Source organism: Pseudomonas sp. FP818 (assembly GCF_030687335.1).
Lineage (GTDB): Bacteria > Pseudomonadota > Gammaproteobacteria > Pseudomonadales > Pseudomonadaceae > Aquipseudomonas > Aquipseudomonas shahriarae.
This window is the reverse complement of sequence record NZ_CP117427.1, coordinates 1,591,502-1,615,682: the sequence shown is the minus strand read 5'-3', so window position 1 is coordinate 1,615,682 and position 24,181 is coordinate 1,591,502. Positions and strand designations below refer to the sequence as shown.

The following is a 24,181-nucleotide window of genomic DNA, read 5'->3' as shown; positions in this document are numbered from 1 at the left end:
AGCCTATCAAAGCATCACGGCCGATAGATAATCGCCGAGCCCCACGACAGGCCCACGCCAAACCCGCTCAGGGCGACGCGCTTCCACTCGGCGTCCATCACGTGCTTTTCCAGCAGCAGCGGAATGCTCGACGACACGGTGTTGCCGGTCTCGACCATGTCCTTGATGAATTTCTCCACCGGCGCATCTTCAAAACGCCGCGCCACGGCGTCGACAATCGCCGCGCTGCCCTGGTGGATGCAGAACGCGTCGATATCATCGGCCACAAGGTTCGACTCTTTGAGCAGCTCGTGCAGGTGCGCGGGCACCTTCAGCAGGGCAAAGTTGAAAACCTGGCGGCCGTTCATGAAGAACACGCCATCGCTGACCTTCAAGTGCGGTGCGCCGGAGCCGTCGGTGCCGAACTTGGCCTTGCCCAACTGCCAGGGGGCGTCTTCGCCCATCCAAGTGGCGGTGGCGGCGTCGCCGAACAGCATGGTGGTGTTGCGGTCTTCCGGATCGACGATCTTCGAGTACGGGTCGGCGGTCACCAGCAGGCCGTTTTTCAGGCCGGCGGCTTCCATGAAACCTTTCATCGCGTAGATACCGTAGACGTAGCCGGAACAGCCCAGGGAGATATCGAAGGCCGCGACGTGGGTCGGCAGGCCCAGCTTGTCCTGGACGATGGCGGCGGTGTGCGGCAGCCCTTCTTCGTCGCCGTTCTGGGTCACGACGATCAGCGCGTCGATCGACTCACGCTTGAGCTCGGGGTTGTTGGCAAACAAGGCATTGACCGCCTCGACGCACAAATCCGAGGTTTCCTGTGCAACATCCTTGCGCGGCAGGAATGCCGAGCCGATCTTGCCAATGATGAACTCTTCATCCTTGGCGAATTTTGCACCCTGGGCGTAGTTGTCCAGCCCTTCTGCCGGCACGTAGCTGGCGATGCTTTTTATGCCAATCATTGTGGCTTCCCAATACAAAATAGCTGGAGAACACCCCTGAAAATCCTTCAGGGGCGCTGACAATAAAGGGGATAACCCCGCAAAAAACCATCGAAGTCGCCTTGACCTGGGCCTGAAAGATGCCCTGGCCTTTTCACACGATACAGTGAAGATGCGCTTTATGACTCATAGGTCACTCATTTTTGTGCGCTTTGCTTAAAAGCCTGCGCCAGAAACGACAACGGCCCACCCTGTTTCCAGGGTGGGCCGTCGGGTCTTGCCAGGCCGATTACATCCGGCTGAACAGGCTCAACTGGGAGATTTTCACAAAGGCCAGCTGCGAGGCCTCCAGCATTGCCTTCTGGAACGCCAGGTCAATCGAGGCGGTAGCCACATCGGTATCACCAATGGCGGCGGTGGTCGATTTGTTGGCCAGCACCACCATGCTGGTGTTCTCGGTCTCCTGGATCGCCAGCGAATTCAACCGCGCACCAATGGAGCCCCGCACCCCATCAACCTGGGCCTGGGAGGCCTTGATATTGGTAATGGCAGCATTGACCACATCGGTCAGCTTGGCCTGGGCAATCGGGTCGCCGTCAGAAGGGGTTTCCAGGGCCTGGCGCAGTTGGCTGAGGGTATCCAGGGCATTTTGCGTCTTGTGGGTGTTGGAGCCCACGGCGAACTGGTCACCGGTGCCCGGTGCGCCGGTGATGTCAAACTTCACGCCAGCTGCCGTGATGCTGTCTGGCGTGGCGGGCACAGGCGGTGGACCCGGCTGGGCTGGCGTACCAGGCACCACAGTGCCGCTGGAAACCGGCTTGCTATCGGCGGTGATCGGCTGGGCATACACCTCATATTCTGTGGTCGAGGTAAATTTGATCACCGCGCCTTTGTTCGGGAAGGTGCTGCTGTAGTCCGCCTGGCTGGTGACGGTGCCGCCCGACAACTGCGCCGAGGTTTGGTTGCTCGGCGTACGCGAGACACTGAAGCTGTCCGGCTTGCTTTGCAGAGTGAATTCACGGTCCTTGTACACCGCGTCAGCCTCAGCACCGGGCTTGGCATCCCCCAGGTTCTGATCGACATCAAAAGTCACGCCGCGCACGGTGACCGAAGCACTGCCTTCCTTGGTCGCATCGAACTTGCCGTTACCCGGGGTTTGCGCGGTGATGTCGTTGCCTGCCGCATCCGTCACGGTGTATTCGGTGCTGCTGAGGAACGTCAGTTTGTATGGTTGGCCGTCAGTGAAGCTGCTGTCATAAGTCGACGGCGACGTGACGATGCCGCCCGAAACCAGCACCTTGCCATCGTTGACCGAACCGGTCGCCTGGGTACGCCCCGCATTGACCGTACCTTCCAGGATCGACTTGCCGGTGTCATTGACCACCATCGACAAGGTGTCGGAAACCTTCAGGCTCAGCGGCGTTTCATCGCCCTGATAGCTGTAGGTGCCGTCGCTGTTGCGGGCGTATGGCGGGGTGTCGCTCTTGCCGCCGGCAAACAGGTAATGACCGGACGAATCCTTGCTGTTAAGCAAGCTCAGGACCTGCTTTTCGATTTCACCAATCTCGGCGGCAACGGCCTTGCGGTCGTCATCACTGATACCGCCACCGCCCTTGCCCGCCACCTTGAGCGACAACTCACCCGCGCGCGCCAGGGCGGTGTCGATACTGGCAAGCACGCTTTCCTCGCTGTTAAGCGAGTTCTTCATGCTGCTGATATTGCCCGCGTACTGCCCCAACATATCCTGCTGCTGTTGCAGCAGCAGCAAACGCGCCGCACCCACCGGATCATCCGCCGCAGTTTGAATACGCACGCCGGAGTCGATCTGCTGCTGGGTCTTGGTGACGTTGGAGAAGTTGTTGGTATAACGCGCAGTCGTGGTATTGAAATACTGTTCGGTCGAGATTCGCATCGTCTCAAACTCCCTTAAAGACTGTTGATCAGCGTGCTGAAGGTTTCTTGCGCAGCTTTAATGATCTGCGACGACGCGGTGTAGTACTGCTGGAAACGGATCATGTCGCCGGCCTCCTCGTCCAGGTTGACCTGGGACACGGAGCTGCGATTGGAGGTGGCGGCCGCAAGCATGGCCCCGGTCGCATTGTTATCGACATTGGCCTGGCTGGCCTTGCCGCCCACGGACGAGACCAACTGGCTGTACGCAGTGCTCATGCTCACGCCGGCATTGCCATCGGTGGCGCCCACGGTCTTGCGGGTTTGCAGGTCGAGCAGTTGCAAGGCATTGCGGTTGTCCAGTTTGCCGCCGCTGTTGAACGACACGCTGTAGCTATCGTTCGGCTTCGGCTCACCACGGATGACCGTGTCGACCCCGAATGTCTGTGGGTCGCCATTACCGTCTACGTACGGCACGTTGATCGTCAGCTTGTTGTCCTGGCCCGGCACGATGGTGCCGGTGCCAATGGGCTGGCCCTGGGCGTTATTGATCACATAGCTCTGGGTGCCATCGGCGGCACGCTCGCCAAACGTCATCTTGACCGGCATCGCGCCCTTGATCGCCGCTTCCAGCTGTGCGGTGCCGGCACCGCCATGGATATCCAGGGGCAAGCTGAGCGTCGGCGGTTCGAACACGCCAGTACCACTGTTGTTCTTGTTGCCCTCGGCCAACAGCGGCGCAGAAAACGCCAGCTTGTTGGGATCGGTCATCACCACCTTGAGGTCCATCGCGCCACCGGCGGTCGGGCTGACCTTGAACGTATCGCCAGCAGCCACCGGGCCCTTGCCATCCAGGGCCAGGGTGAAGCCGTCGATTTCCGGTGGCGTTTGGGTGATGTCGAAGGTGCCCATGGACTTACCGTCCGAACGCAGCACGGTGTAATTCTTGTCGTCACTGAAGGTCACCTTGTAGTCAAAGGTGCTCAGTTTGCTGGTGTCTTTGATCGTGACGTTCAGGTTGCCGGAGCCGGCACTGTTATTCGAGCCGCCAACACTGCGCTGGCCAATGGCAAATACGCTGTTGATGTCATTGAACAGCGCGGCGCCGAACTGCCCGTTGGCGTCCAGGCCCTGCCCCAGCTGGGTATTGATGGCCTCGCCGACCACCATGGCGGTACGCCCCAGGTCGTTGATGGCCGGCATCAGCACGTCCTGGCGATAACGCAGCAAGCCGCCGATGGAGCCACCGCTGATCACCGAGCTGACATCCATGGGTTGCCCGCTGGTGGTCAACACCACCGAGTACTGGCTCTTGTCGTCCTTGCTCGGCACCGCCGACAGCTTGTTCGACACACCGTCCGCGACCAGGGTCTGCCCGGTACCCAGGGAGACATTGAAATGGCCGTCCGACTCAGTGACCTTGACCCCTACCAGTTCGTTGAGCGAACGCACCGCTTCGTTGCGTGCATCCAGCAGGTTCGCCGGCTCGCCGTTGCCCTGGCCTTTGGCCTGGAAGATTTGCTGGTTGAGAGAGGCAATCGAGGAGGTCAACTGATTGACCTGGCCGGTGATGGTCTCCAACTGGCTGTTGATGCCTTCTTTCTGTTTGTTCAGTTCGGTCGCAATCGAGTTGAAGCGGTTGCCCAGAGTCTGGGCAATGGTCAAGACCAACTGGCGCGCGGAGTTGTCGCTGGGGTTGGCCGAAGACGTCTGCAACGCGGCGAAGAAGCTGTTCAAGGCCGCACCGACACCGGTGGACTTGTCGGACAGCAGCTTGTCCACCGAACCGATCTGGTCCAGGTAGGCCTTGGCATCAAAATTCAGCGACGTGGTGGTCTGCAACTGGGTATCGAGGAACTGGTTATACACCCGGCGTACATCCGACAGCGTAGTGCCGGTGCCGACGAACACCCCACCGGCCGCGGACATGCCATTGGCGGTCTGCATGGTCTGCTGACGCGAGTATCCAGGGGTCTTGGCGTTGGCAATGTTGTTACTCAAGGTCGCAAGCGATCCCTGAGCCGCATTGAGTCCTGACATCCCGATATTGAGCAAACCCATGGTTCAAACCTTATAAATGAGTGGATGCGCCAGCGGCAGCGTAGTTTTGGTAGCTGTTCATGGTTTTGGCGATCTGCGAAATCTTGCTGGCGTACGCCGGATCTGTTGCATACCCGGCTTTTTGCAACTCGCGTACAAACTGTTCCGGGTTATCGGCCGACTTCAAGACTTCTTTATATCTTTCATTGCTTTGCAACAAAGTCACGAGGTCGTGAAAGCTGTCCTGGTACGAGTCGTAGGAACGGAACTGCGCCGTCTCCTTGACCATCTCGCCATTGCGAAACTCACTAGTGATCGCCCGCGCCTGGGCGCCCTGCCAGCTCTGCCCGGCCTTGATGCCAAACAGGTTGTGGCTGCTGCTGCCGTCTTGCTGGCGCATTACCGATTTGCCCCAGCCGGTTTCCAGGGCAGCCTGGGCCACCAGGTAGCGCGGGTCGATGCCGATGCGCTCGGCCGCCTGCTTGGCCATGGGCAGCATGGTGGCGACAAACTCGTCTTGCGAACTGAAGGCTTTTTTCGCCGGGGCCAGCGGTGGCTGGGCCACGGCGCGGCCGTAAATCTGCATGCGCGAATCGCGGGCGGCAAAGGTGCGCGCAGCACCGTTGATCACGCCATCTTCGGCGGCGCTGTTGCGCAGTGGCGCAGCCTTGGCGGCGCCCGCCGCCTCGACGCCCGGCACGATACCGGCCAGCAGGCGATCGGTGAGTTTGCTCGGCAAGGCGATGCGGCGCTGATTCATCAGCGCCATGTCATTGCGCAGGGTGCCTTCATCGACACGCGGCGCCACTTCGACCCGCGCCGCCCACAGCGCACGCTGGCCATTGGAACGACCCAACGGGCCATCCGCCTGGGTGCCGGCGGCAATCGGGGTCGGCACGTCGACTTTCTTCTCTGCCGCGTCCGGGCCCTGCAGGGTCGAGGCCTGCCCTTCCACCGGCTTGTTCTTTTGCATCTGGCGCAGCAAAACGTCCGCCAGGCCGATACCGCCGCCCTCGCGAGACAGCGAGACCGCCAGTTGCTGGTCGTACATTTCCTGATACTGCTTGGCCGCCGGAGTATTCAGCGGGTTGTCCTTGCCCAGGGCATCGGTGGCCGAGCGCATGGATTTGAGCATCTCGTTGAGAAACAGCGACTCGAACTCCTGCGCCACTTTGCGCATGTTGCCGTCGCTGTTCTTGTCACCGAACTTGAGCTGGTTAAGCCGGTTCAGGTCGGAGTAGGACCCCGAGTCTGCCGTGCTGGCGATACCGCTCTTGCGCATGTCCATGGCCATGGCCTCAAATCACGATCAGGTCGGCTTGCAAGGCGCCGGCCTGTTTCAGGGCTTCGAGGATTGCCATCAAGTCGCCGGGCGCCGCGCCCACCTGGTTCACCGCACGGACAATCTCGTCCAGGGTGGTGCCGGGACCGAACTTGAACATCGGCTTGGCTTCTTGCTGGGCATTGACCCGGGAGCGTGGGACCACGGCGGTCTGGCCACCGGACAACGGCCCGGGCTGGCTGACAATCGGGTCTTCGGTAATGGTCACGGTCAGGCTGCCATGGGTCACGGCCGCTGGCGACACCTTGACGTTCTGGCCGATCACGATAGTGCCGGTACGCGAGTTGATGATGACCTTGGCCACCGCCTGGCCCGGATCGACCTCAAGGTTTTCCAGGATCGACAGGTAGTCCACACGCTGGCTTGGGTCCAGCGGCGCAGTCACGCGGATCGAGCCGCCGTCGATGGCCTGGGCCACGCCTGGGCCGAGCATGTCGTTGATCTTGTCGACCACACGCTTGGCGGTGGTGAAGTCCGAACGGTTGAGGTTCAGGGTCAGGCTGTTGCCCTGGTTGAAACCGCTGGGCACGGTACGTTCCACCGTGGCGCCGCCAGGAATCCGCCCGGCCGATGGCACGTTGACGGTGATCTTCGAACCGTCACGCCCTTCGGCATCAAACCCGCCCACCACTAGGTTGCCCTGGGCGATGGCGTAGACGTTGCCGTCGATACCTTTGAGCGGCGTCATCAGCAAGGTGCCGCCACGCAGGCTTTTCGAGTTACCAATGGAGGATACGGTGATGTCCACCACCTGCCCCGGCTTGGAGAACGCCGGCAGATCGGCACTGATCGACACCGCCGCGACGTTCTTCAACTGCACGTTGCCCGAACCTGGCGGTACCTTGATCCCGAACTGCGAGAGCATGTTGTTGAAGGTCTGCAGGGTGAACGGGGTCTGGGTGGTCTGGTCGCCCGTGCCGTTGAGCCCCACCACCAGGCCGTAGCCGATCAACTGGTTGCTGCGCACCCCGGAAATACTGGCGATGTCCTTCAGGCGTTCGGCCTGGGCAGCAACGCTCAGGGAGAGCAACAACACCGCTGCCATCAGCTGTTTGAGATTCAAAGTGATCACCTAGAAAGGGAACAGCGGGCTAAGGAAGAAACGGTCGAACCAACCCGGCTGACTGGCGTCGGCAAACGAACCCGTACCCGAATAGGTAATGCGTGCATCGGCAATCCGTGTGGACGGCACGGTGTTGTCGGTGGCGATATCGTCCGCGCGCACCATGCCGGCGATGCGCACCAGTTCGTCACCGGTGTTGAGGGTCATCCACTTCTCGCCGCGCACGGCAATGATGCCGTTGGGCAGCACGTCGGCCACGGTCACGGTGATCGAACCCACCAGGCTGTTGCCCTGCCCGGCCTTGCTGCTGCCGTTGGTGGCGCGGTCGCCGCTGTAGCCCACGTCCAGGCTCAAGTCACCACTGCCCAGGGGGTTGTTGGTGTTCAAGCCACCGCCAAACAGCGAGGTCAGGCCGATGCCGGTCTTGCTGTTCTTGGCCACCTGGGAGTTGGCGTTCTTGCTCGCCGTGGTGCGCTCGTTGAGGGTGATGGTGATGATGTCGCCAACACGGAACGCCTTGCGGTCGCTGTACAGGTTCTGCTCAAAACCGGCCTGGTAGATCGAGCCATTGTTGGCAGCGGCTGGCAGTGGCGTGCGCGGCAACACCGGTGCGTAGTACGGGTCATTGGGTTTTGGCGTCGGGGCGACACAGCCCGCGAGCACGGCAATCCCACTCAATGCCAGAACAGAAACAAAGCGACTCATGACCCTTACCTCACGGTGTTGCAGGCGCCTTATGAGCGCCCCATAGACTGGATTACAGATTCTGCGTAACGAACGAAAGCATCTGGTCGGCGGTGGAAATCACCTTGGAGTTCATCTCGTAGGCACGCTGGGTGGTGATCATGTTGACCATCTCTTCCACGGTGCTGACGTTGGAGGTTTCCAGGGTGCTTTGCAGGGTGGTGCCAAACCCGTTGAGGCCCGGCGTGCCGACTTGCGGCGCGCCGCTGGCAGCGGTTTCCAGGAACAGGTTGTTACCGGTGGCTTGCAGGCCGGCCGGGTTGATGAAGTCGGCGGTCTGCAGGTTGCCGATCACTTGCGACGCCGGGTTGCCGGCGATGGTGACGGACACGGTGCCGTCGGCGCCGACCGTGAAGGTCTGGGCATCGTTGGGCACGACAATCGCCGGCTCCAGGGCAAAACCGTTGGCGGTCACGACCTGGCCGTTGGAGTCCAGGTGGAAGGTGCCGTCACGGGTGTAGGAAGTAGTGCCATCCGGCTGCAGGATCTGGAAGAAGCCACGGCCATTGATCGCCATGTCCAGCGGCTGCCCGGTTTGCTGCAGGTTGCCGGCGGTGAAGTTCTTCTGGGTGCCGACGATGGACACACCGGTACCCACTTGCAGGCCCGACGGCAATTCGCTGTCCTGGGTCGACTGCGCACCCGGCTGGCGCTTGATCTGATAGAGCAGGTCCTGGAACTCGGCGCGATCACGTTTGAAGCCCGTGGTCGAAACGTTCGCCAGGTTGTTGGAAATAACGGTCAGGTTGGTGTCCTGGGCGGACAGACCGGTTTTGGCAACCCATAGAGCCGGAAGCATGCTGTTCTCCTTCGTGCGCCTGTTTGTTGGCGCCGCGTTACAAAATTAGTAGTCAGTGGCGCTGCAATCAGCTCATCTGCATGACGCGAGTCATGGCCTGGTCGTCTTCTTTGGCGCTGTTCATCATTTTCACGTGCAATTCGAACTGCTTGGACAGGGCCAGCACCGCCGTCATTTCTTCGACGGCATTGACGTTGCTCGACTGCAGGAAGCCCGAATTCACCTTGACGCTGGCATCGGCCACCGCCGGCTGGCCGTCCTTGGTGTGGACCGCGCCATCCAGGCCCTTGGTCATATTGGCCAGGTCCGGCTTGACCAGCTTGATGCGGTCCACCTCTGCCATCACCCGTGGGCCTTCGCCCATGGCGCGGATGCTGATGGTGCCGTCTTCGCCGACTTCGACCTTCTGCTCGGGTGGCACCGAAATCGGCCCGCCATTGCCCATGATCGGCATGCCGTTGCCGGCCCGCAGCACGCCCAGTGCGTCGATATTCATGCTCGCGGTGCGCACGTAGGCTTCGCCGCCATCGGGGGTTTGCACGGCGATCCAACCATCGCCGCCGACGGCAACGTCCAGGTCACGGCCGGTCTCGACCATCGAACCCGGAGAAAAATCGGTACCAGGACGCTCGGTCAGGGCAAACGCCCGCGCCGGAAAGCTGTCACCAAACACCGGCATCGAACGGGCCTGCTCCAGGTCACGCTGAAAACCGTTGGTGGAAATGTTCGCCAGGTTGTTGGCATGGGCCTTTTGCGCCAGAGCATTCTGGCTGGCGCCGGTCATTGCCACATAAAGGTATTTGTCCACGCTCATTCCTCTTACTGACGGACGTTTGCCGCCCACCGATGTACTGAGGAGTCTTTAGCAATTTGCGCACCAACTTTTTAAAAGTCGGGGAAAGGCAGGCGGGGCAAGGGGTTGGGGCGTATCAAGGATTATTGGAGGGGCAGGACGAGTCGGAAAAACGGCGGAGTTCTGCCGGTTGCGGCAAACACCGGTCTTGGCATTAACACAGATCCATTGTGGGAGCGGGCTTGCTCGCGAAGGGGGTGGATCAGTCGGTACCTGTATTGACTGATCCACCCCCTTCGCGAGCAAGCCCGCTCCCACATTTTTATCCCGCTGTGTCAGGGGCTTATTTGTCGGCCTTGAGCACTTCGTAATCGCGCAATTTATTGGCGATAGTGGTGTGGGACACGCCCAGGCGCTTACCCAGCAAGCGACTGCTGGGATGCTCGGCATACAGGCTTTCGAGCACGGCCTTTTCAAACCGCCCGACGATCTCCTCCAAGCCACCCTCCAGGGAAAAGTCGCCAAGCGGCTGACGCACGCCGTAGTCCGGCAAGCGAATATGTTCAGCCTTGATCGTGCCGCCCTCACACAGCGACACCGCCTGGAACAGCACGTTTTCCAACTGCCGCACATTGCCCGGCCAATGGTAGTGGCTGAGGCGCTCCATGGCCGCCGGCGCCAGCTTGGGCAGCGGGCAGCCAATCAGACGGCTGGCCTGGTCGATAAAGTGCTCGACCAGTGGCGGTAAACCGTCGAGGCATTCGCGCAGCGGCGGGATATGCAACGACAACACATTGAGCCGGTGATACAAGTCCTGGCGAAACTCGCTACGGGCACACAATTCCGATAAATCCACCTGGGTCGCGCAAATCACTCGCACATCCAGGTAAACCTCTTCATCACTGCCCACGCGCCGGAAGCAGCCGTCCTGCAGAAAGCGCAGCAATTTCACCTGCAATCGCGCGCTCATTTCACCCACGCCATCCAGAAACAACGTACCGCCCGCCGTCAGTTCCAGCAGCCCCAACTTGCCCTCCGCCCGCGCCCCTTCAAACGCGCCAGGGCCGTAGCCGAACAGCTCGGTCTCGGCCATCGACTCCGGTAACCCCGCGCAATTGAGTGCCATCAACGGCGACTGCCCACGTGGGCTGGCCAGGTGACAGGCGCGCGCCAACAATTCTTTACCGGTGCCGGTTTCGCCTTCTATTAATAGGGGCGCATCGAGGGGGGCCATGCGCCGGGCTTCACGCACCACCGCCGCCATCACTTTAGAGCTCTGGAAAATGCTGTCGAAGCCTCGCAGCTCCTGCTTGCGTACATTGTAGATGCGCTCACCGACCCGGTCGGCGCGGTGCAGAGTCAGTACGGCGCCGGCCATGGCTTCGCTGTCGTCATGTTCGGAGGATTGCAGCGGGGCGATGTCGGCGAGAAACACGTCGCCCTTGACCTTGACCCGCAGGCCATTGATCCGCGACTTGCTGGCACGCACCAGCTCCGGCAGGTCGAAGTCCTCGGCGTAGCGTGACAGGGGAATCCCCGGCACTTCGTCCACCCGCACCCCGAGCAACTGCGCCGCCGCGCGGTTGGCCGCGACAATCGAGCCGCCCATGTCGATGGACAGCACCGGGAATTCCAACGCCCCCAGCAAGGCGTTGAGTTCCATGTGCCGACGCTCGCTGGGCATCAGCCCTACCCGCTTGACGCCAAACACCCCGGCAATCGCCTCGAACTGCGGGCGCAGGGCCTGGAATTGCATATTCACCAGGTTCGGGCAGTACAGGTAGATGGCATTGCCATGTTCGCCGCCAACCTCGCCCTTGGCCACGTTGACCCCGTACTCCACCAGCAGGTTGAGGATATCCCGCAGGATGCCGATGCGGTTCTGGCAATGCACTTTGATACGCATGTAAAGGCCCGGTTTGTTGTAGGAGGGCTGATCGGGCTGCGTCTTTTTGTCACCGGACGCAGATAGTCGTCAAGATTATGTGACAGCCAGCGCCCTTTTCAAACCAGAAAAACGCAATGCAGCGTGCTCGACGGCAAAATCGTAACGAATATTTTACGAAAGACGCCGACTTTTCCTACAGGCTTCCCTTAACAACGGGTGGAATCCACGGCCAGGCGGAGTATCAATAAGCCCATAGCAGGACATAACAAGAACGAATGCCTAGCAGGAGAGCCGTATGAAACAGACGCACTACGTGGCCCGCGAGCCCGATGCGCAAGGTTTTATCCACTACCCGCCCGAAGAACACGCGGTGTGGAACACCCTGATCACCCGTCAACTGAAAGTGATCGAGGGTCGCGCCTGCCAGGAATACCTGGATGGCATCGACAAGCTCGGCCTGCCCCATGACCGTATTCCGCAACTCGCCGAAATCAACAAAGTGCTGGCCGAAACCACTGGCTGGCAGGTGGCGCGGGTGCCGGCGCTGATCCCCTTCCAGACCTTCTTTGAATTGCTCGCCAACAAGCAGTTTCCGGTGGCGACCTTTATTCGTACCCGTGAAGAGCTGGATTACCTGCAAGAACCGGATATTTTCCACGAGATTTTCGGCCACTGCCCACTGCTGACCAACCCCTGGTTCGCCGAATTCACCCACACCTACGGCAAGCTCGGCCTGGCGGCCACCAAGGAGCAGCGCGTGTACCTGGCGCGCCTGTACTGGATGACCATTGAGTTTGGCCTGGTGGACACCCCCCAAGGCCGGCGCATCTACGGTGGCGGTATTTTGTCGTCACCGAAAGAGACGGTGTACTGCCTGTCGGATGAGCCCGAGCATCAGGCCTTCGACCCGCTGGAAGCCATGCGCACGCCGTATCGCATCGACATCCTGCAGCCGCTGTATTTCGCCCTGCCCAACCTCAAGCGCCTGTTCGAAGTGGCGCAGGAAGACATCATGGGCATGGTCGAGCGCGGCATGCAGCTGGGGTTGCATGCGCCAAAGTTCCCCCCCAAGCCCAAGGCGGCTTGAACTGATGCTTTAAAGGCCAGGTGAGTCTGTTCCCTGGCCGCGCGTTGCTTTAGGGTGACGCGACTGGCAACCGAATTCCACATACTCGATTTCAGGAACACCGTTATGACCACCTTGAACCAAGCCCATTGCGAAGCCTGCCGCGCCGATGCCCCACAAGTCAGCGACGAAGAACTGCCGGCGCTGATCAAGCAGATCCCCGACTGGAACATCGAAGTGCGCGACGGCGTGATGCAACTGGAAAAAGTATTCCTGTTCAAGAACTTCAAATTCGCCCTGGCCTTTACCAACGCCATGGGCGAAATCTCCGAGGCTGAAGGTCATCACCCTGGCCTGCTGACCGAATGGGGCAAAGTCACCGTGACCTGGTGGAGCCACTCCATCAAGGGCCTGCACCGCAACGACTTCATCATGGCCGCACGCACTGACGAAGTGGCCAAGGACGCCGAGGGCCGCAAGTAATGCATTTCGCCGCGATTGGCCGGGTGCCCGGTGATCCGATCCTGGGGTTGATGGAGTCCTATGCCAAGGACACCAACCCGCAAAAATTCGACCTGGGCGTAGGCGTCTATAAAGATGCCCAGGGCCTGACCCCGATCCTGCAGGCGGTCAAACGCGCCGAGCAGCGCCTGGTCGACCAGCAAACCACCAAGACTTACATCGGCGGGCATGGCGACCCGGCTTTCGGCCGCCTGATCAGTGAATTGGTGCTGGGCGCCGGTTCCGCGCTGCTCAAGGCACACCGCACGGGCGCCACGCAAACCCCAGGTGGCACCGGCGCCCTGCGCCTGAGCGCCGATTTTATCGCCCACAGCCTGCCAGGCCGTGGCGTGTGGCTGAGCAACCCGACGTGGCCGATCCACGAAACCATCTTCGCCAAGGCCGGGCTCAAGGTCAGCCACTACCCCTATGTGGGCAGTGATAACCGCCTGGACGTGCCGGCCATGCTCGCCACCCTGGCCACCGTGCCCGAGGGCGACGTGGTGCTGCTGCATGCCTGCTGCCATAACCCTACCGGTTTCGACCTGTCCCAGGACGACTGGCGCCAGGTCCTGCAGATCGTGCGCGAGCGCCAACTGCTGCCGCTGATCGACTTCGCCTATCAGGGTTTTGGCGATGGCCTGGAGCAGGACGCGTGGGCGGTGCGCTTGTTTGCCGATGAACTGCCTGAGGTGCTGATCACCAGCTCCTGCTCGAAGAATTTCGGCTTGTACAGCGACCGCGTCGGCGCGCTGATTGTGTGTGCCAACGATGCCGAGAAACTGCTGGATGTGCGCAGCCAGCTGGCGTTTATCGCGCGCAACCTGTGGTCGACACCGCCGGATCATGGCGCTGCCGTGGTCGCGACCATCCTCGGTGATAGGGAGCTCAAACAGCTGTGGAGCAGCGAAGTCGAAGGCATGCGCTCGCGTATCGCGCAATTGCGTTCGGGCCTGGTCGAAGCGCTGGCGCCCCACGGGCTGTCTGAGCGTTTTGCCCATGTCGGCGTGCAGCGCGGGATGTTTTCCTATACCGGCTTGAGCGCCGAACAGGTGAAACAGCTGCGGGAAAAACACAGCGTGTACATGGTCAGTTCCGGGCGGGCCAACGTGGCCGGGATTGATGAGACGCGCCTGGGGTTGCTTGCCGATGCCATTGCGCACGTATGTAAACCCTAAGACAAAACGCTATCCAAATGTGGGAGCAAGCCCGCTCCCACATTTTTTTGACCGAGGCGATCTTCAGCCAGCAACCATTTCGGCCTTGACCTGCGCCTCCTTGGCCTGGGCATCCGCCAACCGATACAACTCGATATGCCCATCCCAGTGCTCGATCAATGCCGTGCACGACTCCACCCAATCCCCGCAATTGAGGTAGTCCACCTCGCCCACCTTGCGAATCTCCGCATGGTGGATATGCCCGCACACCACGCCGTGCAGCTCGCGCTTGGTCACTTCATGGGCGATGGCTTCCTCGAAATCGCTGATAAAGCTCACCGCTGTCTTCACCTTATGCTTGAGGTACGCCGACAGTGACCAGTAGCCATAGCCATAACGCGCCCGCCAGTGGTTCAGCCAGCGGTTGAGGGTCAGGGTGAACTCGTAGGCCGAATCGCCAAGAAACGCCAGCCAGCGGTGGTAGCGGGTGATCACGTCGAACTGGTCGCCGTGGATCACCAGCAAATGCCGGCCATCGGCAGTCACATGCACCGCTTCGTCCACCAGTTGGATATTGCCCAGGATCAGCTTTGAATAGCGGCGCAGGAACTCGTCGTGGTTGCCGGTGACGTAGATCACCTCGGTGCCACGCTTGCTCATGGTCAGCAGGCGGCGGATCACGTTGGTGTGGGCCTGGGGCCAGTACATGCCGCTGCGCAGTTTCCAGCCGTCGATGATATCGCCCACCAGGTACACCTTGTCGGCGTGGTAGCCCTTGAGGAACTGCGACAGATGTTCGGCCTGGCAGTCCCGGGTGCCCAGGTGCACGTCGGAGATCCACAGGGTACGAACCCGTTGCTTGCGGCTGGGTTTGGCGAGCTCGGCGCTGGTCATGGGCATACCTCAGGGGTGTTTTCGCCAGCTTGCGCCCGGGCAATTAATAGCCCATGACAGTCTTGCGTCAGGCAGATGACAGCGCCCGCCGCCCGTGGGGCGGTGTAAACTGCCGGCCTGCCCGGGAGATTGCGATGAGACCGACCCTCACGCTGCGCCATTACACCCACGACCTGATTGCCCATAGCCATGACCATGCGCAACTGGTGTTCGGCCTGGCCGGCCGCCTGGATTTCGAGGTGGAAGGCATCGGCGGCGAAATTTGCCCGCAAGGGGTGATGGTCCTGCCCTTCTCCGCCCATCACGCCTGCGGCAGCCCCCAGGGCAGCCACTGCCTGGTACTGGATGTGCCCGACGAACAGTGGATGGTGCAATCCTTGGGCGAGCACGCGGATGCCAGTCGCCGCCTGCTGGATCGGCCGGCGCGGGTGAGCCTGGATAGCCGCCAGGGCCAGTTGGTCAACTGGCTGGCGAGCGGCGCACTGGATGACCCCTTGATCGCCCAACAAGGTGCGGTGCTGCTACTGGCCACGCTCAATGGCCAGCCACCCGCCCACACCGGCGCACGACGCCTGCCCTATGGCGCCTTCAATGCCCATATCGACCAGCATGCGGCCTACCCGCTGCAGGTCGCGGATCTGGCACGGCTGGCGGATATGTCCGTCGCCCGCTTGCACGCACGCTTTGTCGCCGAATGCGGGTTGACCCCCATGGACTACATCCGCAATCGTCGCCTGCACATGGCCCGTGGCTTGCTGCGCGACAGCCACCTGCCGATTGGCGAGATCGCCGCGCGGGTTGGCTATGCCTCGCAAAGTGCGTTTTCCGCCGCCGTGTTGCGCGAGTTCGGCAGCTCGCCCGGAGCCTTGCGCCGACTCGACAACCGGCGCTAGTCCTGCGATAAAACCGGCGATTCCCACGACAGACACCCAGGCGCCAGGCGCTCTAGACTGGATGCCTGCCTGCCCACTGTTTTAAGGATTGTCATGACCCCGCGCACAGCCCTCGGCGCCCTGCACATCGGTGCATTAATGTTTGGCCTCACCGGCGTCTTCGGCAAACTCGCCGCCGCCTCGCCGAGCATTATCGTGTTTGGCCGCGCCGCCTTCGCCGTGCTAGCCCTGGCATTATTCGCCCGCTTCGCCAGCAACACCCCTTGGCACAAGCTGTACAGCGCCGACCTGCGGCGCCTGCTGCTCAGCGGCTTGCTGCTGGCCGGGCACTGGGTGAGTTTCTTTATTGCAGTGAAAGTGGCCGGCGTGGCGATTGCGACGCTGGGTTTCACCACGTTCCCGGCGTTTACGGTGATCCTCGAAGGGCTGATCTTTCGCGAGCGGATCCGCGCCAATGAAATGGTGCTGGTGCTGCTGGTCAGCGTCGGCCTGGTGCTGGTCACCCCGGACTTCGACCTCGCCAGCCAGGCCACCAGCGGCCTGGTCTGGGCCGTGGTCTCGGGCCTGCTGTTCTCGCTGCTGTCATTGAACAACCGGGCCAGCGCCAGCATCCCGCCCGTGCAGGCGGCCTTGTGCCAGAACGTGGTAGTCGCCCTGTGCCTGCTGCCCGTCGCGGCCCCAGGCCTCGCAGAAGTACGCGCCCTGGACTGGTTGTGGATCGGCCTGCTGGGGGTGTTCTGTACCGGCCTGGCCCACAGCTTGTTTGTCGCCAGCCTCAAGGTGCTCAAGGCGCGCACCGCTGCTGTGGTATTCGCCATGGAGCCGGTGTATGGCATCACCGTGGCCTGGCTGCTGTTCAGCGAAACCCCGACCCTGCGCATGCTGCTGGGCGGTGTGCTGATTATTGCCGCCATTGTCGTCTCAGGCTTGATGAGCCGCCCTGTCAAGGCCAGGCAACCGACGGCCGCGGCCTGATCTATACTTTTTGTATCCGCAACAGTCAGCTGTCGTTCAACGGATACAGACTCCTCGACGACAGCCGTGGTCCTTGAAGTTGCTGCATGCGAGTGGTCACTCCCCTAACGCTCTGCAGGAGTTTCACCATGGACATGTTTATCACCCTGATCATTCAGATCATCAGCGGCGCGGTCGGCGGCAATATCGCCGGCCTGAGCAAGCAAGGCCTGGGTTCCGGGCTCAACACCCTGGTCGGCGGCGTCGGCGGCCTGGTGCTGGGGCAAATCGTCTCGGCCATCAGCGGCATGCCGGCGGGCGGAGCCCTGGATGTTGCGGCGGTGGGCAGCAATATCGTTGGCGGTGGTGTGGGCGGCTTGGTGCTGACGTTTGTCGTCGGCTGGATCAAGAATAAAATGGCCGCCAAGTAAAGCACCCGACACTGCCGGCCAAGCGCCGGCAGTGCCGTTTACGAGGCGCGGTCGTTGTGCCCCAGGTCACGCTGCGGATCAATCTGGTCGCGCACCCGCTGCTTGAGCACCTTGGCCTCCGGGAACCCGCCATCGGCCTTGCGCTCCCAGATCTGTACACCGTCGCACGTAATGCGAAACGCCCCGCCGGTCGCCGGTTCCAGCGCCACCTTGCCGAGGTCATCGGCAAAGGTGCTCAACAGTTCCTGGGCCAGCCACGCAGCGCGCAGCAGCCACTGGCATTGGGTGCAATAGGTGATGACAATCTCAGGCTTGGCAGTGGACATGAAATGACAGACTCCTGCATGACGGGACAGGTGAATCGGATGGCTATAATACCGGCCTTTATCGTCCAGCCCCGAGATTGATGATGCGCCGCCTGTTGTCCTGCCTGTTGCTGTGCCTACTCCCTGTCTTTGTCCACGCCGTGGAAGCCCCGCGCCCGAAAATCGGCCTGGTGCTCTCCGGCGGCGCTGCCCGCGGCCTGGCCCACATCGGCGTGCTCAAGGCCCTGGAAGAGCAAGGCATCCACATCGACGCGATTGCCGGCACCAGCATGGGCGCGGTGATTGGCGGGCTGTACGCATCAGGCTACAAGATCGATGAACTGGAAAAGCTCGCCCTGAGCATCGACTGGCAGTTGGCACTGTCCGATGCCCCGCCCAGGGAAGACGTGCCGTTCCGGCGCAAACAGGATGACCGGGACTTCCTGATCAAGCAGAAACTGAGTTTTCGCGATGACGGCAGCCTGGGCCTGCCCCTGGGCGTGATCCAGGGCCAGAACCTGGCGCTGCTGCTGGAGAGCATGTTCGCCCACAGCAGCAACACCCGCGACTTCGACAAGCTGCCGATTCCATTCCGCGCCGTGGCCACTGACATCACCAGCGGCGAAAAAGTGGTGTTTCGCAAGGGCCATCTGCCCCAGGTGATTCGCGCCAGCATGTCGATCCCCGCAGTGTTCGCCCCGGTGGAGCTGGACGGCCGGCTGCTGGTGGATGGCGGCATGACCGACAACATCCCCCTGGATGTGGCGCGTGAGATGGGGGTCGATGTCGCCATTGTGGTGGATATCGGCACGCCCTTGCGCAGCCGCAAGCAATTGACGACGGTGGTGGATGTGCTCAACCAGTCCATCACCCTGATGACCCGCCGAAATTCCGAAGAACAACTCAAGGCCCTGCACGCAGGCGATGTGCTGATCCAGCCACCATTGGCCGCGTATGGCGTGACCGATTTTGGCCGCGCCAAGGACATGATCGACGCCGGCTACCGCGCCACCCGCGCGCTGGATACCCGCCTGGCACGCCTGCGCCCAACCGGGTCCGTGGACGCCGAACTGACCGCCGCCCGCACGCCGGGCCAGCGCAACCCGACGATTACCGCAATCAAGGTGGAGAACGACTCGAAAGTCGGCGACGACGTGATCCGCTACTACATCCGCCAACCCATTGGCGAGCCCCTGAACCTGGCGCGCCTGCAATCGGATATGGGCACCCTGTACGGCCTGGATTACTTCGATCAGGTGCAATACCGCGTGGTAAAAAAAGGCCCGGACAACACCCTGGTCATCAGCGCGCGCGGCAAACGCAGCGGCACCGACTACCTGCGCCTGGGGCTCAACCTGTCCGATGACATGCGCGGCGACAGCGCCTTCAACCTCGGCGCCAGCTACCGCATCAACGGCATCAACCGCCTCGGCGCCGAATGGCTGACCCGGGTGCAGATCGGTGATCGCCAGGAGCTGTACAGCGAGTTCTACCAGCCGATGGATACCGGCTCCCGCTATTTCGTCGCCCCCTATATCAGCGCCCAGGCGCAGAACGTCGAACTGATCCTGGATAACGACCCGATCTCCGAGTACCGCCTGGAGCGCTATGGTTTTGGCTTGAACGTCGGCCGGCAGATCGGCAACAGCGGCGAAATCCGCTTCGGTGTCGGCGAGGCCTGGGGCAAGGCCGATGTGCGCATTGGCGACCGCGATTTGCCAAGCGTGAGCTTCAGCGAGGGCTTCTACGAACTGAAGTACTCGTTCGACTCCCTGGATAACGTGTACTTCCCCCATACCGGCGAAGACATTGGCCTGGCCTACCGCGAATTCGAACCCGGCCTGGGCTCCGACCAGCGCTACCGGCAATGGGAGTTCAAGCTGGACAAGGCCATGAGCCACGGCCCGGACACCCTGGTACTGGGCGGTCGCTACGGACGCACTCTGGATAATTCCGACGTGGTGATTTCCAGCTTCCTGCTGGGCGGTGCGCGGCAGCTGTCAGGGTTCCGCCAGGATGCGATTTCCGGGCAGAACATCAGCCTGATGCGCGCCGTCTACTACCGCCGCCTGACCCCACGCTCATACCTGCCGCTGGACTTCCCACTGTACCTGGGCGCCTCCCTGGAACGGGGGCGGGCGTGGAACAACGACAATGAATTCGACAGTGGCTATATCAATGCCGCGAGCATCTTCCTCGGGTTTGATACACCGCTGGGGCCGTTGAATTTCAGTTATGGGTTCAATGATGACAATCAGAAGGCGGTGTATCTGAATCTTGGGCAGACGTTCTAAGAAAAACACTTAGCCGAGGTGGAGCAGGCTTGTGTGGGAGCGGGCTTGCCCGCGATGACGGAGTGTCAGCCAAATATCCAGTAACTGACCCGACGCCATCGCGAGCAAGCCCGCCCCCACATTTTGATCAGCGGCGTAATCAGATCAGGTCTTTTCCAGGTTCGCCAGGATATGCCCATGCACCCGCATGCACACCCGCATATCCTCCTCATCGACCCCCACAAAAAGCTCCTGGCGCAAAGCCGTGGCAATGGTCTCGATCTGATCAATCAGCGGCCTTGCCGGATCACACAACACAATGCGCTTGGCGCGCCGGTCTTCTACCACAGCCTGGCGTTGCACCAGGCCCTGGCTTTCCAGGCTGTCGAGCAGACGCGCCAATGTGGGCCCTTCCACCCCGACGCTCTGGGCCAACTCACGCTGGGTCGGCGCTTCTTCAAAGCGGGCCAGATGCAGCAGCACCAGCCAGCGGGCCTGGGACAGCCCAAGCCCTGCCAGACGGCGATCCAACTCGGCGCGCCAGCCACGGGACATTTGCGCCAACTGCATGCCAAAACGGTGTTGATCGGTTAACGGCATAAAAAACTCATGGGTTAGACTGAAAATAAAGTGTGGCTAATTATTAGTCAGCTAAGCATGACCTATGACAGTAGGCAAGGCTTGCAATGTACTGATTCGTTACATTGTCGTAATTGACGCATCAAATCTCGAATTCCGACTGCAAAGCGGCCCGTACACAGTACAAAACACCCTCAGGCACTCGCCCGGTGAACAGCGGAGCTATATCGGAAACGGGTGGCAACTCGCCTTCACCATCGAGAAACGCATCCTGGATTTCACCCAGCAAGTCTTCCGGCAGATCAAGGGCCTGTTCCAGTGACAGCTGTTGCTTGCCAATGGACTCGGCCAGCAAGGTGTAGACGTTCTTTTCCGAGCACTGCAACTGCCCGGCGATCTGGATCGGGGTCATGCCGGCGCGGGCCAGGCTGATCAGTTCGTGACGGATATCGGCGACTTCCTTCGGCGCCTCGGCCTGGCCGCCCAGGACTTCCAGGAAGGCCTGGCCATAACGCTCCAGCTTGCGCGCACCGACGCCACTGACCCGAGCCATTTCGGCCATGGTGGTGGGCTGCTCACGCAACATTTCCAGCAAGGTGGAGTCGGGGAAGATGACGTAGGGCGGCACGCTGTGCTCTTGCGCCAGCTTGCGGCGCAAGGCACGCAGGGCTTCCCACTGCTCGCGCTCTTCGCCACGCACCAGTTGGCTGGCCTGGCTGGTGCTGCTGGATTTGGCAGTGGTCTGCGGCTTGAGGTCGCGGCGCAGCTCCAGGCTGACCTCGCCTTTGAGCAGTGGCCGGCAACTGTCGTTCAAGCGCAGGCCGCCGTAGCCTTCCAGGTCGATATCCACCAGGCCACGGGCCACCATCTGGCGGAACAGCGAGCGCCATTCGCCTTCAGCCCGCGCCTTGCCCACGCCATACACCGACAGGTGCTGGTGGCCAAAGCTGCGGATTTTTTCGTTGTCCTTGCCCAGCAGCACATCCACCAGATGGCCGACGCCATAACGCTGGCCGGTACGGAAGATCGCCGACAGGCCCTGACGTGCTGGCTCAGTGGCATCCCAGGTCTGCACACCATCTACACAGTTGTCGCAATGCCCGCAGGGCTGGGGCATGTCTTCGTCGAAATAGGCGAGCAAGGTCTGGCGACGGCAGCGGGTTTCTTCGCACAGCGACAGCATGGCGTCGAGCTTGTGCTGCTCCAGGCGCTTGTGGCGCTCATCGCCCTCGGAGTTCTGCAGCATCTGCTTGAGCATCACCACATCCTGCAGGCCATAGACCATCCAGGCATCCGCCGGCAGGCCATCACGCCCGGCCCGCCCGGTTTCCTGGTAGTACGCTTCCAGGGATTTGGGCAAGTCCATATGGGCCACGAAGCGCACGTTGGACTTGTCGATGCCCATGCCAAACGCAATGGTCGCGACCATGATCAGGCCTTCCTCGTTGAGGAAGCGCTTCTGGTGGTAGGCCCGCAGTTCGTTGGGCAGGCCAGCGTGGTAAGGCAGCGCGGGGTAGCCCTGCTCGCACAGGAACGCCGCCACTTCATCGACCTTCTTGCGTGACAGGCAGTAGACAATCCCGGCATCGCTGCGCCGCTCCGAAAGGAACGCCAGCAACTGCTTGCGCGGCTGTTCCTTGGGCACGATGCGGTAAAAGATATTCGGACGGTCGAAGCTGGAGAGAAAACGCTCGGCGTTCTGCAGGTGCAGGCGCTCGACGATCTCTTCGCGGGTGCGCTTATCGGCCGTGGCGGTCAGGGCGATGCGCGGCACGTTGGGGAACAGTTCGGCCAGTTGCCCCAATTGCAGGTATTCACGGCGGAAATCGTGGCCCCACTGGGAAACACAGTGGGCCTCGTCGATTGCGAACAGGGAGATTTCCAGGCTCTGCAGGAACGCCAGCATCCGCGGCTGGACCAGACGCTCGGGCGCCAGGTAGAGCATTTTCACTTCGCCGCGGCGGATCCGCGCCGCCAGGTCGCGCTGCTGCTCGGCGCTCAGGGTAGAGTTCAACGCGGCGGCGGCGACGCCCAGTTCTTCCAGGGTGGCCACTTGATCGTCCATCAGCGCGATCAACGGCGAGACCACCACCGCCAGCCCTTCGCGCAACAATGCCGGCACTTGGAAGCACAACGACTTACCGCCGCCGGTAGGCATCAGGACCAGGGCATCACCGCCGCTGGCCACGCGCTCAATGATCGCACCCTGGCGGCCACGAAAGCTGTCGTAGCCGAAGATGTCCTTGAGGACGCGTTGAGCCTGTTCAAGCATGAAAAACTCCAAATTCCACCGAAATCCCTCTGTACAGGCTGGCTGAAAAAGCACGCCTGGCCGGAAAATAATCCGTAAGCGAACTTTTCCCGCAACCGCATCCGGCCTGCAGGGGCATCACAAAACGCGGCAGTATACCCGAGCACTCCCCGGCAAAGGGCGCCGCTGACGAATAGCGGCCCATCTGAAAACCTTGCAAATATGCCGTGCGGCTGGCCTGCACGCTCAAGAAAGCCTAGAATTCAGCATCGTATATTCCCAAGGTAGTCTTTCAATGTCCTTCGCTGAGCAACTAAACCGCCTGCAAGCCTTCCTCGATGCCGATGAGCTGCATGACGAGGCGCTGGACTACGTGGCCGCCCATGGCTACCTGACTGCGCTGTCGATCTGCTCCGAACCGGTTCCTGATCGTGAATGGATCGACGCCCTGTTCGCCGAAGAGCCACACTACAAGGATGAGGCCCAGCGCAGCGAGATCGAAGAAACCCTGATCCAGCTCAAGGCCCACATCTCCCGCCAACTGGCCTCCGATGAAGAGTTCGAGCTGCCCTGTGAGCTCGACCTCGGCGAAGAGCCGGACGACTCCGACCTGCGCGGCTGGTGCATTGGTTTCATGGAAGGTGTGTTCCTGCGTGAAGCCGCCTGGTTCGAAACCGCCGAGGAAGAAGTCAGCGAAATGCTGCTGCCGATCATGGTCGGTTCCGGCCTGTTCGACGACCAGCCTGAGTTCGCCGACATCGCCAGCGATGCCAACCTGATGGACGACATGATCGTACAGATCCCGGAAGCACTGACCGCCCTGTACCTGCTGTGCAACGCCCCCGACGAAAAACCGGCGATCCTCAAGCCTCGCCATCACTGAGTCCCCCGCCCGTGGCGCCCATGGGCAACCGCTCCCCGATTGTGCGCTACGTGCTGCTGGCCATTGGCTGGTTGAGCGTAGTGCTCGGGGTGATCGGAATCTTCCTGCCGGTCTTGCCGACCACCCCCTTCCTGCTATTGGCCGCCGGCTGCTTTGCCCGTAGTTCACCGCGCTTCTACGACTGGCTGGTCAACCATCCGCGCCTGGGCCCTTGGATTCGGGATTACCTCGATGGCAACGGCATCCCACTCAAGGGCAAAGTCTATGCAATCGGCCTGATGTGGCTGAGCATCGGCATCTCTTGCTACCTGGTGCCATTGCCCTGGGCACGGGGTTTTATGTTGACCAGTGCGGTGTTGGTGACAATCTACATCCTGCGCCAGAAGACCCTGCCGCCACGATCGTAGGAACTGCCCCCTACCCGACCTTCGTCGGCACTGACTAACCCCGGCCATCATGCGAGACTGTCGTCCCGGGCCTGGAATGCCTGGGCGTTCTTATGTCCGGAGTAT

At 61.4% G+C, this 24,181-nt stretch carries 22 protein-coding genes; 9 read left to right on the top strand and 13 right to left on the bottom strand.

Features of this window, described 5'->3' with window-relative positions; translation table 11 throughout:
- Positions 1–14: 14 nt before the first annotated feature.
- From PSH80_RS07265 to PSH80_RS07225, 9 genes are all read right to left on the bottom strand, one after another.
- The gene (locus PSH80_RS07265) at positions 15–944 is read right to left on the bottom strand and encodes a ketoacyl-ACP synthase III (protein ID WP_120732225.1); all 930 of its coding nucleotides are present in this window, start codon (positions 942–944) and stop codon (positions 15–17) included.
- Positions 945–1,212: 268 nt separating this feature from the next.
- Positions 1,213–2,835, bottom strand: a complete 1,623-nt coding sequence (locus PSH80_RS07260) for a flagellar hook-associated protein 3 (RefSeq protein ID WP_305419687.1) — start codon at positions 2,833–2,835, stop codon at positions 1,213–1,215.
- A gap of 14 nt (positions 2,836–2,849) precedes the next feature.
- Complete coding sequence (gene flgK / locus PSH80_RS07255) at positions 2,850–4,874, bottom strand: flagellar hook-associated protein FlgK (protein WP_169989954.1); 2,025 nt, start codon at positions 4,872–4,874, stop codon at positions 2,850–2,852.
- 10 nt (positions 4,875–4,884) lie between these two features.
- A complete protein-coding gene (gene flgJ, locus PSH80_RS07250; protein ID WP_057958871.1) occupies positions 4,885–6,147 on the bottom strand; it encodes a flagellar assembly peptidoglycan hydrolase FlgJ in 1,263 nt (420 codons plus the stop codon).
- 4 nt (positions 6,148–6,151) lie between these two features.
- Positions 6,152–7,240 carry a flagellar basal body P-ring protein FlgI gene (locus PSH80_RS07245; RefSeq protein WP_081044199.1) on the bottom strand — a complete coding sequence of 363 codons (1,089 nt, stop codon included), beginning with the start codon at positions 7,238–7,240 and terminating at the stop codon, positions 6,152–6,154.
- Positions 7,241–7,267: 27 nt separating this feature from the next.
- Positions 7,268–7,963: a flagellar basal body L-ring protein FlgH gene (flgH, locus tag PSH80_RS07240; RefSeq protein WP_032859002.1), complete on the bottom strand. Its 696-nt coding sequence runs from the start codon at positions 7,961–7,963 to the stop codon at positions 7,268–7,270.
- A gap of 52 nt (positions 7,964–8,015) precedes the next feature.
- On the bottom strand, positions 8,016–8,801 hold the full coding sequence (flgG, locus tag PSH80_RS07235) for a flagellar basal-body rod protein FlgG (protein WP_057958870.1): 786 nt from the start codon (positions 8,799–8,801) through the stop codon (positions 8,016–8,018).
- 67 nt (positions 8,802–8,868) lie between these two features.
- Positions 8,869–9,609, bottom strand: coding sequence for a flagellar basal body rod protein FlgF (locus PSH80_RS07230; RefSeq protein ID WP_186626277.1), 741 nt, complete (start codon positions 9,607–9,609; stop codon positions 8,869–8,871).
- A gap of 328 nt (positions 9,610–9,937) precedes the next feature.
- Positions 9,938–11,500, bottom strand: a complete 1,563-nt coding sequence (locus PSH80_RS07225) for a sigma-54-dependent transcriptional regulator (protein ID WP_186626317.1) — start codon at positions 11,498–11,500, stop codon at positions 9,938–9,940.
- Positions 11,501–11,777: 277 nt separating this feature from the next.
- Here PSH80_RS07225 and phhA point away from each other — a divergent pair, with 277 nt between their 5' ends.
- From phhA to PSH80_RS07210, 3 genes are all read left to right on the top strand, one after another.
- The gene (gene phhA / locus PSH80_RS07220) at positions 11,778–12,569 is read left to right on the top strand and encodes a phenylalanine 4-monooxygenase (protein WP_057444562.1); all 792 of its coding nucleotides are present in this window, start codon (positions 11,778–11,780) and stop codon (positions 12,567–12,569) included.
- A 105-nt stretch (positions 12,570–12,674) separates the two neighbouring features.
- Positions 12,675–13,031, top strand: coding sequence for a 4a-hydroxytetrahydrobiopterin dehydratase (locus PSH80_RS07215; protein ID WP_057438787.1), 357 nt, complete (start codon positions 12,675–12,677; stop codon positions 13,029–13,031).
- The gene (locus PSH80_RS07210) at positions 13,031–14,227 is read left to right on the top strand and encodes an amino acid aminotransferase (RefSeq protein ID WP_198818163.1); all 1,197 of its coding nucleotides are present in this window, start codon (positions 13,031–13,033) and stop codon (positions 14,225–14,227) included. The genes PSH80_RS07215 and PSH80_RS07210 overlap by 1 nt, the downstream gene beginning before the upstream one ends.
- Before the next feature lie 63 nt (positions 14,228–14,290).
- On the opposite strand, the gene PSH80_RS07205 is transcribed toward PSH80_RS07210, so the two are convergent.
- Positions 14,291–15,100, bottom strand: a complete 810-nt coding sequence (locus PSH80_RS07205; protein WP_057438785.1) for a UDP-2,3-diacylglucosamine diphosphatase — start codon at positions 15,098–15,100, stop codon at positions 14,291–14,293.
- A 134-nt stretch (positions 15,101–15,234) separates the two neighbouring features.
- Here PSH80_RS07205 and PSH80_RS07200 point away from each other — a divergent pair, with 134 nt between their 5' ends.
- The 3 genes from PSH80_RS07200 to PSH80_RS07190 all read left to right on the top strand — a co-directional run bounded on the left by PSH80_RS07200 (position 15,235) and on the right by PSH80_RS07190 (position 17,378).
- Positions 15,235–15,993, top strand: a complete 759-nt coding sequence (locus tag PSH80_RS07200) for an AraC family transcriptional regulator (protein ID WP_198830792.1) — start codon at positions 15,235–15,237, stop codon at positions 15,991–15,993.
- A gap of 93 nt (positions 15,994–16,086) precedes the next feature.
- The gene (locus PSH80_RS07195; RefSeq protein WP_305419680.1) at positions 16,087–16,968 is read left to right on the top strand and encodes a DMT family transporter; all 882 of its coding nucleotides are present in this window, start codon (positions 16,087–16,089) and stop codon (positions 16,966–16,968) included.
- A 128-nt stretch (positions 16,969–17,096) separates the two neighbouring features.
- Complete coding sequence (locus tag PSH80_RS07190; protein ID WP_057958864.1) at positions 17,097–17,378, top strand: hypothetical protein; 282 nt, start codon at positions 17,097–17,099, stop codon at positions 17,376–17,378.
- Positions 17,379–17,416: 38 nt separating this feature from the next.
- On the opposite strand, the gene PSH80_RS07185 is transcribed toward PSH80_RS07190, so the two are convergent.
- Positions 17,417–17,704 (bottom strand): SelT/SelW/SelH family protein, encoded by a 288-nt coding sequence (locus PSH80_RS07185; protein WP_057438781.1) that lies wholly within the window; start codon positions 17,702–17,704, stop codon positions 17,417–17,419.
- Positions 17,705–17,787: 83 nt separating this feature from the next.
- On the opposite strand from PSH80_RS07185, the gene PSH80_RS07180 reads away from it, so the two are divergent.
- Positions 17,788–19,977, top strand: coding sequence for a patatin-like phospholipase family protein (locus tag PSH80_RS07180; protein ID WP_305419677.1), 2,190 nt, complete (start codon positions 17,788–17,790; stop codon positions 19,975–19,977).
- A gap of 144 nt (positions 19,978–20,121) precedes the next feature.
- Here PSH80_RS07180 and PSH80_RS07175 read toward each other — a convergent pair whose 3' ends face one another.
- Positions 20,122–20,556, bottom strand: coding sequence for a MarR family transcriptional regulator (locus PSH80_RS07175; RefSeq protein WP_198792348.1), 435 nt, complete (start codon positions 20,554–20,556; stop codon positions 20,122–20,124).
- Positions 20,557–20,677: 121 nt separating this feature from the next.
- Entirely contained in the window at positions 20,678–22,807 is a 2,130-nt protein-coding gene (recQ, locus tag PSH80_RS07170; RefSeq protein ID WP_057438779.1) for a DNA helicase RecQ, read from the bottom strand.
- Positions 22,808–23,081: 274 nt separating this feature from the next.
- On the opposite strand from recQ, the gene PSH80_RS07165 reads away from it, so the two are divergent.
- Complete coding sequence (locus PSH80_RS07165; protein WP_057438778.1) at positions 23,082–23,669, top strand: YecA family protein; 588 nt, start codon at positions 23,082–23,084, stop codon at positions 23,667–23,669.
- Positions 23,670–23,689: 20 nt separating this feature from the next.
- Positions 23,690–24,076, top strand: coding sequence for a YbaN family protein (locus PSH80_RS07160; RefSeq protein ID WP_057438777.1), 387 nt, complete (start codon positions 23,690–23,692; stop codon positions 24,074–24,076).
- The last annotated feature ends 105 nt before the right edge of the window (positions 24,077–24,181 follow it).

What these genes read in the sequence shown, in the direction of transcription:
- PSH80_RS07265 (WP_120732225.1), bottom strand. Translation starts at nt 944, where the DNA reads ATGATTGGCATAAAAAGCATCGCCAGCTACGTGCCGGCAGAAGGGCTG.
- PSH80_RS07260 (WP_305419687.1), bottom strand. Translation starts at nt 2,835, where the DNA reads ATGCGAATCTCGACCGAACAGTATTTCAATACCACGACTGCGCGTTAT.
- flgK (WP_169989954.1), bottom strand. Translation starts at nt 4,874, where the DNA reads ATGGGTTTGCTCAATATCGGGATGTCAGGACTCAATGCGGCTCAGGGA.
- flgJ (WP_057958871.1), bottom strand. Translation starts at nt 6,147, where the DNA reads ATGGCCATGGACATGCGCAAGAGCGGTATCGCCAGCACGGCAGACTCG.
- PSH80_RS07245 (WP_081044199.1), bottom strand. Translation starts at nt 7,240, where the DNA reads ATGGCAGCGGTGTTGTTGCTCTCCCTGAGCGTTGCTGCCCAGGCCGAA.
- flgH (WP_032859002.1), bottom strand. Translation starts at nt 7,963, where the DNA reads ATGAGTCGCTTTGTTTCTGTTCTGGCATTGAGTGGGATTGCCGTGCTC.
- flgG (WP_057958870.1), bottom strand. Translation starts at nt 8,801, where the DNA reads ATGCTTCCGGCTCTATGGGTTGCCAAAACCGGTCTGTCCGCCCAGGAC.
- PSH80_RS07225 (WP_186626317.1), bottom strand. Translation starts at nt 11,500, where the DNA reads ATGCGTATCAAAGTGCATTGCCAGAACCGCATCGGCATCCTGCGGGAT.
- phhA (WP_057444562.1), top strand. Translation starts at nt 11,778, where the DNA reads ATGAAACAGACGCACTACGTGGCCCGCGAGCCCGATGCGCAAGGTTTT.
- PSH80_RS07215 (WP_057438787.1), top strand. Translation starts at nt 12,675, where the DNA reads ATGACCACCTTGAACCAAGCCCATTGCGAAGCCTGCCGCGCCGATGCC.
- PSH80_RS07210 (WP_198818163.1), top strand. Translation starts at nt 13,031, where the DNA reads ATGCATTTCGCCGCGATTGGCCGGGTGCCCGGTGATCCGATCCTGGGG.
- PSH80_RS07205 (WP_057438785.1), bottom strand. Translation starts at nt 15,100, where the DNA reads ATGACCAGCGCCGAGCTCGCCAAACCCAGCCGCAAGCAACGGGTTCGT.
- PSH80_RS07200 (WP_198830792.1), top strand. Translation starts at nt 15,235, where the DNA reads ATGAGACCGACCCTCACGCTGCGCCATTACACCCACGACCTGATTGCC.
- PSH80_RS07195 (WP_305419680.1), top strand. Translation starts at nt 16,087, where the DNA reads ATGACCCCGCGCACAGCCCTCGGCGCCCTGCACATCGGTGCATTAATG.
- PSH80_RS07190 (WP_057958864.1), top strand. Translation starts at nt 17,097, where the DNA reads ATGGACATGTTTATCACCCTGATCATTCAGATCATCAGCGGCGCGGTC.
- PSH80_RS07185 (WP_057438781.1), bottom strand. Translation starts at nt 17,704, where the DNA reads ATGTCCACTGCCAAGCCTGAGATTGTCATCACCTATTGCACCCAATGC.
- PSH80_RS07180 (WP_305419677.1), top strand. Translation starts at nt 17,788, where the DNA reads ATGCGCCGCCTGTTGTCCTGCCTGTTGCTGTGCCTACTCCCTGTCTTT.
- PSH80_RS07175 (WP_198792348.1), bottom strand. Translation starts at nt 20,556, where the DNA reads ATGCCGTTAACCGATCAACACCGTTTTGGCATGCAGTTGGCGCAAATG.
- recQ (WP_057438779.1), bottom strand. Translation starts at nt 22,807, where the DNA reads ATGCTTGAACAGGCTCAACGCGTCCTCAAGGACATCTTCGGCTACGAC.
- PSH80_RS07165 (WP_057438778.1), top strand. Translation starts at nt 23,082, where the DNA reads ATGTCCTTCGCTGAGCAACTAAACCGCCTGCAAGCCTTCCTCGATGCC.
- PSH80_RS07160 (WP_057438777.1), top strand. Translation starts at nt 23,690, where the DNA reads ATGGGCAACCGCTCCCCGATTGTGCGCTACGTGCTGCTGGCCATTGGC.